The 15,865-nt window shown below is 59.9% G+C and carries 20 protein-coding genes; 19 read left to right on the top strand and 1 reads right to left on the bottom strand.

Features of this window, described 5'->3' with window-relative positions:
• Positions 1 to 8: 8 nt before the first annotated feature.
• Together QQJ84_RS11415 and QQJ84_RS11410 are read left to right on the top strand one after the other, a co-directional pair.
• Entirely contained in the window at positions 9 to 773 is a 765-nt protein-coding gene (locus QQJ84_RS11415; protein ID WP_284258320.1) for an N-formylglutamate amidohydrolase, read from the top strand.
• Entirely contained in the window at positions 774 to 3,311 is a 2,538-nt protein-coding gene (locus QQJ84_RS11410; protein ID WP_284258319.1) for a glycosyltransferase family 2 protein, read from the top strand.
• A gap of 36 nt (positions 3,312 to 3,347) precedes the next feature.
• On the opposite strand, the gene QQJ84_RS11405 is transcribed toward QQJ84_RS11410, so the two are convergent.
• Positions 3,348 to 3,680 carry a helix-turn-helix domain-containing protein gene (locus QQJ84_RS11405; protein WP_284258318.1) on the bottom strand — a complete coding sequence of 111 codons (333 nt, stop codon included), beginning with the start codon at positions 3,678 to 3,680 and terminating at the stop codon, positions 3,348 to 3,350.
• A 106-nt stretch (positions 3,681 to 3,786) separates the two neighbouring features.
• On the opposite strand from QQJ84_RS11405, the gene QQJ84_RS11400 reads away from it, so the two are divergent.
• From QQJ84_RS11400 to QQJ84_RS11320, 17 genes are all read left to right on the top strand, one after another.
• A complete protein-coding gene (locus tag QQJ84_RS11400) occupies positions 3,787 to 4,071 on the top strand; it encodes a helix-turn-helix domain-containing protein (protein WP_284258317.1) in 285 nt (94 codons plus the stop codon).
• A gap of 20 nt (positions 4,072 to 4,091) precedes the next feature.
• Positions 4,092 to 4,508, top strand: a complete 417-nt coding sequence (locus QQJ84_RS11395; protein WP_284258316.1) for a DUF6362 family protein — start codon at positions 4,092 to 4,094, stop codon at positions 4,506 to 4,508.
• A gap of 118 nt (positions 4,509 to 4,626) precedes the next feature.
• On the top strand, positions 4,627 to 5,982 hold the full coding sequence (gene terL / locus QQJ84_RS11390) for a phage terminase large subunit (RefSeq protein WP_284258315.1): 1,356 nt from the start codon (positions 4,627 to 4,629) through the stop codon (positions 5,980 to 5,982).
• Between the two features lie 23 nt (positions 5,983 to 6,005).
• Complete coding sequence (locus QQJ84_RS11385; protein WP_284258314.1) at positions 6,006 to 7,400, top strand: phage portal protein; 1,395 nt, start codon at positions 6,006 to 6,008, stop codon at positions 7,398 to 7,400.
• Positions 7,397 to 7,786, top strand: a complete 390-nt coding sequence (locus QQJ84_RS11380) for a hypothetical protein (protein ID WP_284258313.1) — start codon at positions 7,397 to 7,399, stop codon at positions 7,784 to 7,786. The genes QQJ84_RS11385 and QQJ84_RS11380 overlap by 4 nt, the downstream gene beginning before the upstream one ends.
• A 96-nt stretch (positions 7,787 to 7,882) precedes the next feature.
• Complete coding sequence (locus QQJ84_RS11375; protein ID WP_284258312.1) at positions 7,883 to 9,205, top strand: DUF4043 domain-containing protein; 1,323 nt, start codon at positions 7,883 to 7,885, stop codon at positions 9,203 to 9,205.
• Between the two features lie 12 nt (positions 9,206 to 9,217).
• On the top strand, positions 9,218 to 9,526 hold the full coding sequence (locus tag QQJ84_RS11370; RefSeq protein WP_284258311.1) for a hypothetical protein: 309 nt from the start codon (positions 9,218 to 9,220) through the stop codon (positions 9,524 to 9,526).
• A gap of 1 nt (position 9,527) precedes the next feature.
• On the top strand, positions 9,528 to 9,923 hold the full coding sequence (locus tag QQJ84_RS11365; protein ID WP_284258310.1) for a hypothetical protein: 396 nt from the start codon (positions 9,528 to 9,530) through the stop codon (positions 9,921 to 9,923).
• A gap of 1 nt (position 9,924) precedes the next feature.
• Positions 9,925 to 10,569, top strand: a complete 645-nt coding sequence (locus tag QQJ84_RS11360; protein WP_284258309.1) for a hypothetical protein — start codon at positions 9,925 to 9,927, stop codon at positions 10,567 to 10,569.
• Positions 10,569 to 11,399, top strand: a complete 831-nt coding sequence (locus QQJ84_RS11355; protein WP_284258308.1) for a hypothetical protein — start codon at positions 10,569 to 10,571, stop codon at positions 11,397 to 11,399. The genes QQJ84_RS11360 and QQJ84_RS11355 overlap by 1 nt, the downstream gene beginning before the upstream one ends.
• 11 nt (positions 11,400 to 11,410) lie before the next feature.
• Entirely contained in the window at positions 11,411 to 11,551 is a 141-nt protein-coding gene (locus QQJ84_RS11350) for a hypothetical protein (protein ID WP_284258307.1), read from the top strand.
• 3 nt (positions 11,552 to 11,554) lie between these two features.
• Positions 11,555 to 13,108 carry a phage tail protein gene (locus QQJ84_RS11345; protein WP_284258306.1) on the top strand — a complete coding sequence of 518 codons (1,554 nt, stop codon included), beginning with the start codon at positions 11,555 to 11,557 and terminating at the stop codon, positions 13,106 to 13,108.
• Between the two features lie 15 nt (positions 13,109 to 13,123).
• Positions 13,124 to 13,552 carry a hypothetical protein gene (locus QQJ84_RS11340; RefSeq protein ID WP_284258305.1) on the top strand — a complete coding sequence of 143 codons (429 nt, stop codon included), beginning with the start codon at positions 13,124 to 13,126 and terminating at the stop codon, positions 13,550 to 13,552.
• Positions 13,552 to 13,854: a hypothetical protein gene (locus QQJ84_RS11335; RefSeq protein ID WP_284258304.1), complete on the top strand. Its 303-nt coding sequence runs from the start codon at positions 13,552 to 13,554 to the stop codon at positions 13,852 to 13,854. Before QQJ84_RS11340 ends, QQJ84_RS11335 begins: the two co-directional genes overlap by 1 nt.
• 237 nt (positions 13,855 to 14,091) lie before the next feature.
• Entirely contained in the window at positions 14,092 to 14,955 is an 864-nt protein-coding gene (locus QQJ84_RS11330) for a hypothetical protein (RefSeq protein WP_284258302.1), read from the top strand.
• Between the two features lie 7 nt (positions 14,956 to 14,962).
• Positions 14,963 to 15,661 (top strand): hypothetical protein, encoded by a 699-nt coding sequence (locus tag QQJ84_RS11325; RefSeq protein WP_284258301.1) that lies wholly within the window; start codon positions 14,963 to 14,965, stop codon positions 15,659 to 15,661.
• Entirely contained in the window at positions 15,658 to 15,846 is a 189-nt protein-coding gene (locus QQJ84_RS11320) for a hypothetical protein (RefSeq protein ID WP_284258300.1), read from the top strand. The genes QQJ84_RS11325 and QQJ84_RS11320 overlap by 4 nt, the downstream gene beginning before the upstream one ends.
• Positions 15,847 to 15,865: the final 19 nt, after the last annotated feature.

Raw genomic sequence — 15,865 nt, 5'->3', positions numbered from 1 at the left:
GAGAGTGCATGAGCTTGCTGGGAGACGATGAGCCGCTGCCCTTTTGCGTGGTGAACGAGGCGGGGGCGAGCCGGTTTTTTTTGACGGCTGACCATGCCGGGTGCGTGATTCCGCGGGCGTTGGGCGGTTTGGGCGTGAGCGAGGTGGAGCGGGCGCGGCATATTGCCTGGGATATCGGGATTGCGGAGGTGACCAGGGGGTTGGCCGCCGCGCTGGATGCGACGGCGGTGTTGCAAACCTATTCGCGGCTGGTGATTGACTGCAACCGGCCGCCAGAGGTGGCGAGTGCGTTTCCCCAGGTGAGCGAGGCGACGCCGGTGCCGGGGAATGTTGGTTTGAGCGAGGCGGACAAGGCGGCGCGGCGGGGCGCGGTGTTCGACCCGTATCATAACGAAATTGCGCGGCTGCTGGCGGCCAGGCCGGGGCGGATTTATCTGGCCATGCATAGTTTTACGCCGGTTTATCTGGGTGTTGCGCGGCAGGTTGAGATTGCGGTGCTGTATCATCGTAATCCGCGGGCCTCGCATCTGCTGGCGGAGCTGTTGCGCCGGGAGAGCGGGCTGGTGGTGGGGGAAAATGAGCCTTACCGCGTGAGTGACGAGACTGATTACGGCGTGCCGGTGCATGCCGAGCGGGGCGGGCTGGATTATATCGAGATAGAAATACGCCAGGATTTGATAACGGATGCGGCGGGGCAGGCGGCCTGGGTGGCGCGGCTGGCGCGGCTGTTGCCGATTGTGGAGGTTGGTTTGGGTATGGAGCTAGCGCGCTAGATGGCAAAACGGCCGGTGTCAGCCAAGGGCAAGCCGCAGCAGGAGGCGGCGGGGCAGAGCAAGATTTTGGTGTTCGTGGACCGGATCGACGAGGCAGGTGTTGGCGGCTGGGCGCTGGATTTTGCGCGGCCGGAGGAGCGCGTGCGGCTGCGGGTGTTGATTGATGATGTGAATGCCGATGCTGTTAAATGCGATATGCAGCGCGATGATGCGGTGTTGCTCAAACTGCCGGCGAGCCGGATCGGGTTTTATTATAACATTCCGCCGCGGTATCATGACGGGCTGCGGCATGTGCTGAAATTCGCCACGATCGATGGCGCGGGATTGACGATGTCTTCGCGCAACGGCGCGCAGATGGCGGCGTTGAATTTTTGTCTGGCGAAGCCGGTGCGTGCCGAAGGTGTTGTGGATGGCATGATCGACGGGCTGATACAGGGCTGGGCGTTGAATGTGGATGAGCGGGCCGGGACGCGGCTTGGGGGATTGCGGATATTGGTCACCACGGGCGGGCAGCCGGTGGCGGAGGTGCTGGCTGACCAGTATCGGGCGGATGTGGCGGAGAGCGTGGGGTGCGATAGCGGCTGTGGGTTTACCTTTTCGCCGCCGCCGGAATTGCGCAGCCGCCGGCGCACGGAGTTCAGGTTTTACGCCATGCCGGGGCGCGAGGAGCTGCGCGGGAGCCCGTTTGAGGTTTCGTATCCGCAGGATAGCGAGCGGGAGCGGATTGCCGGGTTGGTGAAGCGGGCGGATGAATTGTTCACTTTTGCGTATCATCTGCGCAAGGAGTTGAAGGCGGCGCTGCCGGGGGAGCGGTATTTGCTGAGCGATTATGGGCGTTGGGCGGCGCGGGCGCTGCCGATGGCGCTGCCGCGCGCGGCAGCGCGGTATGGCGCGTTGCCGCAGGGGCGGCCGCTCGTATCGATTATATGTCCGGTTTACCGGCCGCGGGTGGGGGATTTTTTGACTGCGATCGACTCGGTGCGTGGCCAGAGCTACGAGAACTGGGAGTTGTTGCTGGTTGATGATGGCGGCAAGGACGCGGAACTGACCGAGGTGATGCGCCGGTTGAGTGCTGCGGATGCGCGCATAAAACTGAAGGTTTTGGCGAGGAATGCCGGCATTGCGGCGGCGAGCAATGTGGCGTTGGGGCAGGCGCGCGGAGAATTTGTTGCGTTTTTTGATCATGACGATGTGCTGGAGCCGGGGGCGCTGGAGATTATGCTGCGCGCGCAGGCGGCGAGCGGGGCGAAGCTGCTGTATTCGGATGAGGACAAGATCGACCAATCTGGTGGACTTTCGGAGCCGCATTTTAAGCCGGATTTCAATTACCGGTTTTTGTTGGAGGTTAATTATATCTGCCATTTCGTGATGGTGGAGGCGGATGCGTTGCGGCAGGCGGGTGTGCTGGATGGAAGGTTCGACGGAGCGCAGGACCATGATTTGTTACTCCGGCTAACGGAGATTTTGCGGCCGGAGGAGATCTGCCACGTTGCGGAGGTGTTGTATCACTGGCGCAAGACGGCGGGTTCGACCGCGGCGGCGGGGACGGCGGCCAAGCCTGGGGCCGCGCTGGCGGGCAGCGGCGCGGTGGCGGCGCATTTGAAGCGGCGCGGGCTGGCGGCCGAGGTGACGGCGCGGGCCGGGTTGACGTGTTATCAGGTGAGGTGGAAGCCGCCGGCGGCGCGCAGGAAGGCGGCGCGGGTTTCGATTTTGATTCCGTACCGGGACCAGATTGCGATGACGCTGGAGTGTGTGACGGCGATCCGCAAGCATACCACCGATGTGGAATATGAGATTATTTTGCTGGATAACTGGTCTGGCTCGCCGGAGGCGGAAGCGTTTAGCGCGGCGCAGGCCAATTTGCCGGGGACCAGGGTGATACGGATTGCCGAGCCGTTTAATTATTCACGGATTAATAACATTGGGGCACGGGCGGCGCGGCATGAGTTTTTGTTGTTGCTGAACAACGATGTGATTGTTGGTGAGCCGTTATGGCTGCGCACGATGCTTGATGAATGTCTGGTGAATGAGCGGGTGGCGGCGGTGGGGGCGAAGCTTTTGTATCCGGCGGGGACCGTGCAGCATGCTGGTGTGGTGCTGGGGGTGGGCGGTGTTGCGGACCATGCCTTTAGGGGGATTGCCGGGAGGGCGCCGGGTTATGTGATGCGGGCGATGGCGGCGCAGGAGATATCGGCCGTGACGGCGGCCTGTATGCTGGTGCGCCGGGCCGCGTTTGAGGCGGTTGGCGGGCTGGACGAGGTGGAGCTGACCGTTGCGTTTAATGATGTTGACCTTTGCGTGAAGCTGACGCAGGCGGGCTGGCAGATTGTTTATACGCCCGACGCGGTGGCGGAGCACCGCGAGAGCATGAGCCGGGGGGATGATTTCGACGAAGGCAAGATTGCCCGGTTTATGCTGGAAAATGAGGTGATGCGGGAGCGGTATGCGGACGTATTGCCTTATGATCCGTTTTATAACCAGCATTTTTCGCGCGAGGGCGGCGTTTACCGGGAGTTAAGGTTGCTGGCGCCCGGTTAGCTTGAACCGTCTGGTTCGATCGCGCGGCGTATTGAGCTAGCTGCGGGCCAGGCGGCGGGCGGTGAGGAGGAGCATTTTGCGGTCCTCCGCGGAGCAGGCGCGGTAGAGGCGCATGAGGGCTAGTTCATCGCCGAGCAGGGAGCCGGTTTCACCCGAGACGAGGTAGCCAAGGGAGGTGTTCAGCACTTTGGCGATCCGCTCCATATTATCACGGACCTGGCCGGCGCGATCAGTCTCCCATTGGGCGATGGCTGAACGCGATACCTCCAGTTTCGCGGCGAATTCATCCTGCGTGAGGTTCGCGGCGAGGCGGAGGGCTCGGATACGGGCGCCGACGGTTTCGGCGGGGGGCTGTTTTTTGGGTGGCATAAGGTGTTTCTAACAGGGTGGCGATGCAAACGCTATGTTAGTATTTCTTGACAATGCTAGTTAGAATATCTAACAGTCCGCCGGGTAACACCGGAAGGACGGAAGAATGCCAAAGGCGAGGGTTTGGACGGCGGCGGCTGATGAGGCCATTCGTGATATGCGGGCCGGCGGGGCGACCTGGGCGGAGATCGGCCGGACGCTGGGCTTGTCGCGCAATACGGTCATTGAGCGGGGGCGGCGGTTGTGTGCGGTGGCGCCTGTGAAGGTTGTGGCGGTGGCGGCGGGCGATGTTGTATCGGACGATCCGAACCGCGGGCCGTTGCGGGCGGGGCATCCGCTGAGTTGGGGGTTGTTGACCAGCGAGCCGTATCCGCAGGGTGGTTGCCGGTGAGCGGCGCGGGGAGGGCGCGGATGGCGCTGAGCGCGGAGGAGATTGTGGCCAGGTTGGAGGCGGCGGGGGCGGCGTTGCTGGCGATGCCGGCGCGCGGGTATTCGACGCAGCTGCGGCAGATGAAATTTGATGTCGTGCATACCGCGCTGGAGGCTTATGGGTGGGAGTCTGCTGTGGCGCGGCCGCCGGTGCCGAGTGCGGCGGCGATTAGTGCCATGGATGAGGCGTTTGGCTGGCTCGCGATCATCCCTGAGGCGCGATATGTGCTGCGGCGGATTTTGGGCGCGCGGGCGCTGGTGCACCCGCTGACGGAGCGGCATCTGTATCCGTGGCGGCGGTTGGGCACGATGTTGGGGGCGGACCATAAATCGGTGCAGCGGTGGCATGGGCAGGGGATTGATTTGATTGGCGCGGCGCTGGCCAAGAGGGCAGGATGAGATTATTTCTAACATTATGTTTTTTATTCTTGCCCACATACCCCACCTTGGCATATACATCTTGGCATACTGGTTCTTAACGCGCACCGAGAGGTAAGGTTAAAAAAAATTGGTGGATATGATGGCGGGTCTGCTTGGTTTCTCCCGCCATGTGATGGCCGGCATGGCGCGGGTGCCGGCACGGCACCATGAGTTATTGATTGAAAAACTGGATGACATTGTTGAGGGGCGATGCGACCGGTTGATGGTGCAGATGCCGCCGGGGTCAGCGAAGTCTACTTATGGGTCGATATTGTTTCCGGCGTATTTTTTGAGCCGGCACAAGAAGAGCCAGATTATCGCGACGGCGCATACGGCCTCGCTCGCGGATTATTTTGGCCGGCATGTACGCAAGACGATTGCTGAACATGGTGAGCGGCTTGGGCTGACGCTGGCGAAGGAAAGCCGGGCGTCCCCTAAGTTCGCGCTCGAGGAGGGGGGTGAATATTTTGCCGCCGGGGTGCGCGGGCCGATAACCGGGCGGCGGGCGGATCTGATTATCATTGATGATCCGATTAAGTCCTGGGCGGAGGCGGAAAGCCAGACATTCAGGGATGCGTTGTATGATTGGTACCGGGCTGAGCTCTCGGCGCGGCTGAAGCCGGGTGGCAGGCTGATGTTGATTATGACGCGTTGGCATGAGGATGATCTGGCGGGGCGCTTGATGGCGGCTGAGCCTGCCTGGGAATGTTTGAGGTTGCCGGCCGTGGCGGAGCGCGATGACGCGATGGGCCGGGCTGCCGGGCAGGTGTTGTGGCCTGAGTGGCAGGACGAGGCGGCGATGCTGCGGCGGCGCCAAGAGGTGGGTGAGCGGGCTTTTGCCGCGATGTATCAGCAACGGCCGCGCCCGCCTGATGCGGCGTTGTTCAAGGCTGATGCTATCAGAATTTTGGCGGAGGCGCCGGTGATGGTGCGGACGGTGCGGGCTTGGGATTTGGCGGCCAGCCTGCCGGGCATTGGGCGCAACCCGGATTATAGCGTTGGGTTGAAGCTGGGGTTGGCGGCGGATGGGCTGTTGGTGGTGCTGGATGTGATTAGATTCCAGGGTTCGCCGGCACAGGTTGAGGCGAGGATTCATGCCGCGGCGAAAGCGGATGGTGTGAATACGTTGCTGGCGCTGCCGCAGGACCCTGGGCAGGCGGGGGCGGCGCAGGTTGCGATGTTGACGCGCAGTTTGACCGGGTTTCAGGTGGTTGCCTCGCCGGAGACGGGGGCGAAGGTGATGCGGGCAATGCCGGCGGCGGCGCAGGTGGATGCGGGGCGGCTGGCGCTGTTGGCGGCGCCGTGGAACGAGAATTTTTTAAGCGAGATCACGGCTTTTCCGGATTCACGGAAAGATGACCAGGTGGATGCGCTCTCGCGCGCGGTGAATACGCTGGCGACCACGAGTTCTCAAACGGCACGGCGGGTGAATGTGCCGCTGCTGGGACGCTGACGGAAATTTAATTGTGAGGTTGCATGTTCGAGACGATTTGCGACACGGTGCCAACGGACACCGGTATGCCGGGGCGCGTGGCTCGGCTGGAGATTTTGCGCCGGGTGCTGGAAGGGACGATTTATGACAATCTGCCGTATCAGTTCCATGAAGAGCGCAATGGCGCGGGGGAGTATATTCCGCTGCGCCAGCGCCGGCCTTCGGTGCGATATGGGATGGCCCGGATTGTGGTTGAGGATTCGGTGGCGTTGTTGTTCAGCGCTGGACATTTTCCGGTTGTGGAATGTGCCGATATGGCGCTTGCGCGGGTGCTGGGCGATGTGATCTCGGAGAGCCGCCTCAATGAGGTGATGATTGATGCGGCGATACGCGGATCTGTCGGCTCGGTGGCGGTGTTGCTGCGGGTGTTGCGGGGGCGGGTGTTTTTCTCTGTGCTGGAGAGCCAGTACCTGACGCCGGTTTGGGATGTGCAGGCGCCAGATACGCTGAGCCGGGTGACGGAGAAATATAAAGTAAGCGGGGCTGATCTGGCAGCGCAGGGTTATGCCGGGGTTGATGCCGGGACTTTGTATTGGTTTCAGCGAATATGGGATGGTGAGGCCGAGACATGGTATCAGCCGTGGCCGGTGAATGATGTTTCGGCAGGGCCGGTACGCGATGATGTGCGCAGTGTGCGCCATGGGCTTGGCTTTGTGCCGATGGTTTGGATTCGCAATTTGCCGGGGGGCGATGGGGTTGATGGTGCCTGCACCTTTAAGGCGGCGATTGATAGCAATATCGAGATTGATTACCAGCTGAGCCAGGCGGGGCGGGGGTTGAAGTATAGTTCTGATCCGACGCTGTTGATCAAGGAGCCGGCCACGAGTGATTCGGAGATCGTGAAGGGTGCGGGGAATGCGCTCGTGGTTTCGGAAAAGGGTGATGCCAAGCTGTTGGAGATTGGCGGGACGGCGTGTGAGGCTGTAATTTCATATGTTCGGACATTGCGCGAGTTTGCGCTGGAGAGTGTGCACGGCAACCGGGCGAGTGCCGACCGGTTGACGGCGGCGCAATCGGGCCGGGCGCTCGAGTTGATGAATCAGGGGTTGATCTGGCTCGCGGATAATTTGAGGATTTCATACGGCGATGGCGGAATTTTGGCGCTTCTGAAAATGGTTGTGCGGGCCTCGCAGGTTTTTCCGTTGACGGTGATGGGGGAGGTGTTGGCGCCGCTGGAGGCCACGCAGCGGCTGAGCCTGCGATGGCCGCGATGGTATCCGCTTTCGGCCGATGACCGGTTGAAGGAGGCGCAGGCGGTGGCGACGTTGACGAATGCCGGACAGCTTTCGCGCGAGACGGCGGTTAAAACGATTGCGGCGGCGCATAGTATTACGGATGTTGAAGCTGAACTGAACGCGATTGATCAGGATGCCCCATGACAGATGAGATGAATAACGCGCAGGAATGGCAGGCACGGGCAGAGAGCGCGGAGGCGGCGCTCAGCCGTGTGCAGGCGGAGGTGGATGCGAGATTGATCCGGGCGGAGTTGAAGGCGGAAGCGCTGCGGGCCGGGATGGTTGACCTCGATGGGTTGAAGCTGCTGGATACAGAGGATTTGCGCTTAACGGAAGCGGGAGACGTGGCGGATGCGCCGGCTCTTCTGGCCAGGTTGAAGCGTGCCAAGCCGTGGTTGTTTGGGGTGGCGATGTCGTCATCTTCCGCGGCGAATCCTCCACGCCCGGAACCGCCGCGTACGCGCCATGCCAATGATTTGAGCCATGAGGAATGGCTGGCCGCGCGGGCTGTGTTGTTGCGCCGGCGCTGAGCCAGATTACGAATTAAAGAGTTTTTTGTGGATTGTTCACCGGGAGACGCCCGGTGGATATTGATGGATCATGTTATAACATAAGGAATTTTGCCTATGGGCATTCAGAATTTTCCCGCAGCTTTGCAGCCGATTATCCAGCAGGGGTTTTTGGAGCGGGAGTTTGAGACCGCGCTGAAGTCGCGGTTGGGGTATCGGCTGATTGCGGACCGCGAGGAGTTCTCGGTTGGTATTGGCGAGACGCTGACCAAGACGCGCGCCGGGCTGAAGCCGAGCGTGACTGTGCCGCTTGCGGCCTCGACCAATACGAATTTGGACAATGGATTGATCTCCACCAACTGGGGTGTTGAGCAGTATACGATTTCGTTGAATTTTTATGCGGCGACGCAGGATTTGAACATGGTGACCAGCCGTGTTGGAATTGCCAGCCAGTTTTTGCAGAATGCCGCGACCAATGGTGAGCAGGCGGCACGCAGCCTGGATGAACTGGCGCGCAATGCGTTGTTCGCGCCGTATTTCGGCGGCAATACGCGGGTGACAACCACGCTGACGGCGGCGGCGCCGAGTGTTGAAGTTGACGATATACGCGGATTCCAGACGGTGTTTTCCAATGGCGTGCAGCAGGCCGTTTCGGCCACTTATCCGCTTGCGGTGACGGTTGGGTTGAACCTGTATACCGTTGTGGGCCTGACGCCGGACGCTGTTAATGTGTCAACCGCGCCGAACGGGATTTCTGGCCAGCTGTTGCTTTCGGGCAATGTGTCGATTGCGGATGGGACCGCGGGGAGTGCCGTGCAGGCGGCGACGGCGAGCTCCATTGTGCGCCCGGCCAGCCGGAGCACGACTGCGGGGCTGCAGGCGACCGATACGTTGAGCATGGGTAATCTGCTGGATGCGGTGGCGCTGTTGCGCCGTAATGCGGTGCCGTTGGTTGATGGTGTTTACAACTGTTATCTTGATCCGGTCTCGGCACGGCAATTATTTTCTGATCCGGATTTCAAGCAGCTGTTCCAGGGGGCGACTTCATCCAACCCTGTTTTCCGCCAGGGAATGGTGAGCGATTTTCTGGGGCTGCGGTTTATTACCACGACGGAAGCGTATGTGCAGACTCATCCCTCAATTCAAAACCTGTTTGTGCGGCGGCCGATTGTTTGTGGGCAGGGGGCGCTGATCGAGGGGGATTTCGCGGGCATGGCGGCGGATGATGTGGCGCCGAAGGATAGCATGGTGAATGTGATCGACAACGTGGCGATGGTGACGCGTGAGCCGATTGACCGGCTGCAGCAGATTATCGCGCAGAGCTGGTATTGGATTGGCGGGTTCTGCGCGCCATCGGATACTACCACGACACCGACCACAGTGCCGACGGCGACGAACGCGAATTACAAGCGCGCGGTGATGATCGAGCATATTGGTTAGGGGGCTGCAAGAATGTCAACAGGTTCGACGCAACCATTCCGGCCGGCCGGCACGGCCGGCGCGGCGGCCACGACCAGAGCCAGCCAGATTGCGCTGGTGGGGGGAGGCAACGCGGTTTTGGTCTACAACTCATCCGCTTCCACAGCGTTTTTTCGTCTTGGCGGCGCGACCGGGCTGACGGCGACGCTGAATGATACACCCGTGCCGCCTGGGGGAAGAATGCTGGTGGGCGGGGGGCCGTTTGTTAGTTACGCGGCCGTGTTGCTGAGTGCTGGCAGCGGTACGGTGTATTTCACGCTGGGCGATGGGGATACGTATTGAGATGACAGGCAGCGTGGCGGCATCTTTCACCGATGGGCAGAAGGCGGATATTCGCAGGTTTTGCGGATTTCCGGCTTATGGTGCTGGGCCTGCGGGGTTTAGCTCCTGGCGGTTTTTCCAGGCCTACGGAACGCTGGAATACCGGATGAACAATCTGGCGCCGGCGGAGATTGCCGTGACGCTGCAATATATCTCGACACTCGCCACGCTCGAGGTGGCGGTGCCGAAGACATCAGAGAACCTGGACACCGAGAGCGCGGCGGCCTGGACGCATAATGCTGATGAGATGCGCGACAGGATGAATTTATTTGATAACTGGCGGCGCCGGCTTTGCGGGTTTTTGGGTGTGCCGCCGGGGCCGGCGCTGGCGCAGGCCGGCGTGAGCTTGGTGGTGTGAGATGGATGGCATGCGATTGGCGGACCGGCTGGCCTATGGGGCGGGCTGCGCGGCGCGGCGGGCGGGGTTTTTGCACGATGCCTATCGGCCGGATGGGCCTGAGGGGCCGGTGGCGCTGGATAAGCGGTTTTTAAGGCTGTGCGTGGCTTTTGTGTTGCCTGGCGGGTCAGTGGCTGCGCCTAGCGGTTTTGGCGTGCCCTTTCGCCAGGCCTGGGCGGATTGGAGCTATTTGCGGGCGGGGGATTATCTGGCCGGGCCGGAAGGCACGGTGTTTGTGGCCGCGATTGAGCCGCCGAAGCCGATGTTGGTGGTGATGACAAATGCGGTGGTGAGCCTGGCGCGGCCGGCGGCGCCGGTGCTGGCTGGATTGAACGGCTATGGCGCGGTGTTGCCTGGAACGCAAACGATGTTGCTGGCGGGATTTCCCGCAAGCCTGTTGGTGGGCGGCATGGGTGAGCGGACCAGGGCGGGCTTGCCCGATGATACGAAAGTGCCGGGGTTTAGCGCGTTGTTGCCGGTTGTGGCGGGTGTGCGGCCGCATGTGGCGGATATTTTGAAGACCGATGGGGGCGAGCGGTTTATTGTTACGGCGGTTGAGCAGATGGCCGCGGTGTGGCGATTTACGCTGGCGCAGGAGGTGAGCTGATGGCTGACCAGGCGGATGTGGAGACCGCGCTGGCGGCGATCGTTGCTAATTCGTTGTATCCAAATGGTACGGGCGTACCCAGTGTGACTGGCAATGTCTGCCGGATTTACAGGGGGTTTCCAAATGCGCCGTCGCTGGATGCGGATCTTGCCGCGGGCGTTATAAATATTTCGATTGCCGCAACGGATGGCGCGGTGCGGAATGTGACGCGCTACCCCCGGCGGTGGGTGAGTGTTGCGCCGGTGGGTCCGGTGTTGAGTGTTGAGGTGGCGGCGCAGGCGGCGGTATTTTCGGGTGATTGCGCGGTTGGGCAGTTGGCTGGCGTGAAGGTGAACGGGGTGGTTTATCCCTATGCGGTGCAAGGGAATGATAGCCCGGCGACGGTTGCCAGCAATTTGGCGGCATTGTTGCGCGCGGGCGGCTGGGTGGTTGATTATGCGGGTGCGGCGGTTGGCGTGCCGGGTGCGGAGACATTTACCGCGCGGGTTGTGAGCGGTGCCGGCGCGTTGCAGGAGATCAAGCGCCAGATACAGGATTTCAGGATTACGTTATGGTGCCCCGACCCGGCGGCGCGCGATGCGGTTGCGCCGGTGATTGACCAGGTGCTGACCGGATTGAAGTTTATAGCGCTGGCGGATGGGTCTTCGGCGCATCTGGTGTTTGCGGGGAGCGTGGCTGGGGATAATGCGGCGGATGCAACATTGTATCGGCGTGATCTGACTTATAGCGCTGAATATCCGACGACGCTGGCGCAGATGACGCCGGCGATGTTGTTTGGGGTCACGAGCGTTTCGGTGAATGCCGCTTTTGTTGAAAATATTCAATCTTAAAGGAAATTCTTATGCTCTTTCACCTGGTGGTGTTGAAGCCGTTTGCGGGATATAGCCGCGGCGACCTGATTACGGATGTTGTGGCCGTTGAAAATATTCTCGCCGGACCGCAGGCTAGCTTTGTTGTCCGCATCATGCCGAAGGAGGGTTGAGCCATGCCGGTTGTGCAGCAAGGTGCGATTAATACGACGGCACTGATTGTGCCGGATTTGTATGTGCAGATCGTGCCGCCGCAGACGTTGTTGTTGAACGGGGTTCCGACGGATGTGTTGGGGGTGGTGGGTACGGCGAGCTGGGGGCCTGTGGGCGAGCCAACGATTGTTGGCGGCATGGGAGGTTATGCCGCCAGTTTTGGCGCCGTGATGCCGCGAAAATATGACATGGGAACGCAGGTTGCGACGGCGGTGCAGCAGGGGGCCGGTAATTTTGTTTGCGTGCGGGTGAGCGATGGCACTGACGTTGCGGCAACGCTTGCGGTACTTGGCGCGATCGAATTTACGGCCATGTATACGGGGAGCCTTGGCTCGCAGATTACGCTGACATTTTCTGCGGGATCGGCCGCGAGCAGCTGGCGGCTTACGGTTGCCCTGCCTGGATTGAACCCGGAGATTTATGATAATATCAAAGGGGTTGGAGCTCAGTTCTGGCTTAATCTCGCGAATGCGGTGAATAAGGGTAATGGCGCGCTGCGGGGGCCATCGCAATTGGTGGCTGCTACCGTGCTGGGTGCGGCGACGACGCCGCTGGCGGGTGTGTTTTTGTTCAGCTCAGGTACGCCTGGAAGCGATGGTGCCAATGGTGTAACCGCTGCTGCCTTGGTGGGGAGTGATTCTCTGCCGCGATTGGGCATGTATGCCCTGCGCTCGCAAGGTTGTTCAATTGCGCTGCTCGCGGATGCTGATGATCCGGCGCAGTGGGGTGTGCAGATTGCGTTCGGCCTTGCCGAAAGTGTGTATATGATTTTAACCGGACCGGCGGGCGATAATATTGCGAATGCCGTGACGATGAAGGCGGAAGCCGGTGTAGACAGTTATGCGGCAAAGCTGATGTTTGGTGATTGGGTCTATTGGTCTGACCAGGCGAATGCGTTGATCCGGCTGGTTTCTCCGCAGGGGTTTGTTGCTGGGCGGCTGGCGAATTTATCGCCCGAACAGTCGCCGTTGAACAAGCCGCTTTATGGTGTGATCGGCACGCAGAAATCCGGGCAGCCGGGCGGCGGTACGGCGACGACTTATGCGACGGCCGATCTGGCGGCGTTGTTGAGCGCGGGAATTGATGTGATTGCCAATCCGCAGCCCGGCGGCGCCTATTGGGGAGTTCGCGGGGGGCATAACTCCTCTTCGGACGCTGCTACGAATGGCGATAATTATACGCGGCTTACGAATTATATTGCCCGCACGCTGGCGGCGGGGATGGGGGCGTATGTTGGACAGTTGGTTAATGTCTCATTGTTCCAGAATATACGCTCGACTTTGTTGGCATTTCTGAATGGACTGTTGTCGCAGGGGATGTTGGGACGCACCGGGAGTGCTGTGCCGTTTGCGGTTGTGTGTGACATCAGCAATAACCCGGCGAGCCGGACCGCGCTGGGGTATGTGCAGGCGGATGTGCAGGTGCAGTACCAGGCGATTAATGAGAAATTTATCGTAAATGTTCAGGGCGGGCAGACGGTGCAGGTGAGTGTGCAGACCGTTCCTTCGAACATTTAAGGCGGGAGAACAGAAATGCCGTATAATACATTTTCGGTTGGTAGCGATTGCCAGGTTGTGGTGATGGGGCCTTTTGGCCGCGTGGACCTGGCGCATGTGACGGGGTTTGAAGCGCAGCAACTGACGGTTGCCGTGCGGGTGGACCGGCTGGACGGTGTGCAGCTTGGCGCGGAGCTGCCGAAGGGCTGGGCTGGGAGTTTTTCGCTGGATCGGGGGTCGTCCGCGGTGGATGATTTCATCGCGCAAATTGAAGCGGCATATCTGGCAGGACAGTCAATAAATGCTGGGGCGTTGTACCAGTATATTCATGAGCCGGATGGTTCGACGTCAACGTATCAGTTTCATGGCGCGGTGTTCAAGTTGACATCGGCCGGGGCGTATAAAGGCGATGCTCCGGTGACGCAGAAGCTGGAGTTTTATGCTTCTGGCCGGACGAGGGTTTGATGGTTGAAATTGTGACGGATGATGCAGGACGCAAGCTTCATCTGCGGCGGATTGGGGTGGTGGAACAGATGCGTCTGTTCAAGGCGCTGGGGCCGGAACTTTCAGCCAATGCGTCTTATATGCATGGTGCACTGATGGGGGCTGCGGTTGAGATGATTGACGGTGTTCCCTTGCCGTTTCCGGCGAGCGAAGCTGGGCTGGAGGCGGCTTTGGAGCGGATTGGTCTGGATGCCATGCCGGTGATTGCCAAGGCGATGGGGCAGGGGTCTGACCAGGAGTTGGCGGCAGCAGCGGGAAACTAGCACGGCACCCGGCGCTGACAGATTGTTTGTATCTGGTTGGATGCGGGGTGCCTTATGATGTGGCCTTCAACCTCGATGAGATTGAACGAATGGCATATGTTGTGATCCTGGGGGAGCTGTCTGGCTTGACGTATGATTGGAAGCGGCTGTGCTGGGAGCTGCCGTGACGTGATTCCGGATGATGATTTGTTTGTGATGCCGGGCATTTGAGACGCTGGATCGTGATGAAGCGGGAGGATGAATTTGGATATTTCAGGAAAAATCTCGTCATTTTTCTACGTTGATGGCGCCGCACCTGGAGCATTCATGAAAATGATCATGCCGGGAAACAGTGCAGCCGATTCTCTTGCCGGCTATAAATGGGGTTTGGTGGGTTTGGCCAGATCGAGCCTGGCATTCGACAAATTTCATAATGCATTCTTTGGGCGGAAGCTGAGCGGAGTGACTCAGGCCACTCCGACGGCGCCAAAACTAAGGTTTTTAATTCGACAAAAGGCAGGTGAGAAAAAGCGGGGGCCGCTTGAACAGTTTCAGGCGGGCAGGCTTGCCGATTCGCTGCATCCAGAATTTTCGGGTGGGCGGCTCCCGACTAATTCGCCGGGTGAGCTCTCCCGGCTAGGGAAGGTTAGCTCGCTGCCGGTATCGGTAGTGAATGCTCTCAAGGCATTGATGCAGCCAAAACATAGGATCATGATGGCTGGTCCTGCATCTTATAAAATAGCTACAGGCAGGGGCACGGGTGAACGATCGTTCGCGCCTGCTGGTAAAGCGGTGATTGGCGGCGCTCCGGGGAGGTTTGTACCATCTCTCAATCAGGAAAATATGCAAGTGAGGGCGGCAAGTCACGTAAGAACAAGCTCTCAGGCTGAGGTGCCGGGACGTAGCCTGAGCGGTCGTATGCGGCGTGAGGCGGGATCTTCAGATATTGCAGCTGGGTATAGTCCCAGTGGTATGAGACAGGATGCGCGTGAATCCTTGGTGGATATATCGCGCGCTGTGAATGGTTATTTTATGCATCAGGCACGGTTGCCGCCTTCGGGCGCGCTGGCGTTTGATCCGCGACTTACCCCAGCCTGGGCCGGCTTAAAACTCCCTGTTTGAGATTATCATGAGCCATGTAATTTTGACTCTGGGCGGTGTGGCGTTCCGGGATATGGAAGTGCCGGAAAAAATTTCATTTGGCGGCCGCCAGAATGTGGTGGTACGGCAACTGATTGGTGGCGGCAGGGTTGTTGAGGTGCTTGGCCTCGATGACGGGAAAATTTCATTTTCAGGAATTTTTTCCGGTGGTGATGCGGTAAGCCGGGCACAGATGCTCGATGCCGCGCGTGCGTTGGGGGCGTCCTTGCCACTTGTGTGGGATGGCTTTTTCTATACCGTGATCATCGAAGAATTTTGCGCGGAATATTATAAGACAAACTTGATTCCCTTCGCTGTGACCTGTGTTGTTGTAAGTGATCCACTGGCGTCTCTGGCAGCGATTGCGGCGCCGGTTGGGAATCTAATCAGTAATGACCTTGCGGCGGCTGGTGCATTGAGTGGGCAGGCTGGGATGTCCCTTGCGGGGATTAGTGCGGCAAGTCTCACGGGAGTTTTGGCCATCAAGGATGAGCTGGCGGGCATTGTTGGTACTCAGGGAGTGGCGTTGAGCATGGCAAACTCGGCGTTGAGTGGGGCGGCGGATGCACAGGGAGGGGTGTTGGCGGTTAGTCAGATTAATACGATATCGTCTCGTCTTGCTGCTGCGGCGGCGGTAACTGGTTATGTTGGCCGGGCCGCGATAAATTTGGAGAGTGAGCTGTTATGAGTAATCGGATCGTCACTGTCGCTGGTGGAAATTTGTTTGCGATTGCCGCGCAATATTTAAATGATGCGACACAATGGATTCGCATTGCGCAGTTGAACGGGTTGGTGGACCCCATTTTGCCGGGGGTGACTACATTGGGCATACCCGCGGTGGATGCATCGGCCGGGGGTGGCGTTGCCGGTTGAACAGCCGCGGCTGCGGCCT

This window comes from Acidocella aquatica (genome assembly GCF_030160635.1).
Lineage (GTDB): Bacteria > Pseudomonadota > Alphaproteobacteria > Acetobacterales > Acetobacteraceae > Acidocella > Acidocella aquatica.
Note: the sequence above shows the minus strand (reverse complement) of the source record. Positions and strands in the feature narration are given on the sequence as shown.

Excerpts from the sequence above, each read along its gene's own strand:
- QQJ84_RS11345 (WP_284258306.1), top strand. The coding sequence starts at position 11,555 with ATGCCGGTTGTGCAGCAAGGTGCGATTAATACGACGGCACTGATTGTG.
- QQJ84_RS11395 (WP_284258316.1), top strand. The coding sequence starts at position 4,092 with ATGGCGCTGAGCGCGGAGGAGATTGTGGCCAGGTTGGAGGCGGCGGGG.
- QQJ84_RS11330 (WP_284258302.1), top strand. The coding sequence starts at position 14,092 with ATGAATTTGGATATTTCAGGAAAAATCTCGTCATTTTTCTACGTTGAT.
- QQJ84_RS11400 (WP_284258317.1), top strand. The coding sequence starts at position 3,787 with ATGCCAAAGGCGAGGGTTTGGACGGCGGCGGCTGATGAGGCCATTCGT.
- QQJ84_RS11360 (WP_284258309.1), top strand. The coding sequence starts at position 9,925 with ATGGATGGCATGCGATTGGCGGACCGGCTGGCCTATGGGGCGGGCTGC.
- QQJ84_RS11325 (WP_284258301.1), top strand. The coding sequence starts at position 14,963 with ATGAGCCATGTAATTTTGACTCTGGGCGGTGTGGCGTTCCGGGATATG.
- QQJ84_RS11415 (WP_284258320.1), top strand. The coding sequence starts at position 9 with ATGAGCTTGCTGGGAGACGATGAGCCGCTGCCCTTTTGCGTGGTGAAC.
- QQJ84_RS11350 (WP_284258307.1), top strand. The coding sequence starts at position 11,411 with ATGCTCTTTCACCTGGTGGTGTTGAAGCCGTTTGCGGGATATAGCCGC.
- terL (WP_284258315.1), top strand. The coding sequence starts at position 4,627 with ATGATGGCGGGTCTGCTTGGTTTCTCCCGCCATGTGATGGCCGGCATG.
- QQJ84_RS11335 (WP_284258304.1), top strand. The coding sequence starts at position 13,552 with ATGGTTGAAATTGTGACGGATGATGCAGGACGCAAGCTTCATCTGCGG.
- QQJ84_RS11365 (WP_284258310.1), top strand. The coding sequence starts at position 9,528 with ATGACAGGCAGCGTGGCGGCATCTTTCACCGATGGGCAGAAGGCGGAT.
- QQJ84_RS11320 (WP_284258300.1), top strand. The coding sequence starts at position 15,658 with ATGAGTAATCGGATCGTCACTGTCGCTGGTGGAAATTTGTTTGCGATT.
- QQJ84_RS11385 (WP_284258314.1), top strand. The coding sequence starts at position 6,006 with ATGTTCGAGACGATTTGCGACACGGTGCCAACGGACACCGGTATGCCG.
- QQJ84_RS11355 (WP_284258308.1), top strand. The coding sequence starts at position 10,569 with ATGGCTGACCAGGCGGATGTGGAGACCGCGCTGGCGGCGATCGTTGCT.
- QQJ84_RS11375 (WP_284258312.1), top strand. The coding sequence starts at position 7,883 with ATGGGCATTCAGAATTTTCCCGCAGCTTTGCAGCCGATTATCCAGCAG.
- QQJ84_RS11405 (WP_284258318.1), bottom strand. The coding sequence starts at position 3,680 with ATGCCACCCAAAAAACAGCCCCCCGCCGAAACCGTCGGCGCCCGTATC.
- QQJ84_RS11410 (WP_284258319.1), top strand. The coding sequence starts at position 774 with ATGGCAAAACGGCCGGTGTCAGCCAAGGGCAAGCCGCAGCAGGAGGCG.
- QQJ84_RS11380 (WP_284258313.1), top strand. The coding sequence starts at position 7,397 with ATGACAGATGAGATGAATAACGCGCAGGAATGGCAGGCACGGGCAGAG.
- QQJ84_RS11340 (WP_284258305.1), top strand. The coding sequence starts at position 13,124 with ATGCCGTATAATACATTTTCGGTTGGTAGCGATTGCCAGGTTGTGGTG.
- QQJ84_RS11370 (WP_284258311.1), top strand. The coding sequence starts at position 9,218 with ATGTCAACAGGTTCGACGCAACCATTCCGGCCGGCCGGCACGGCCGGC.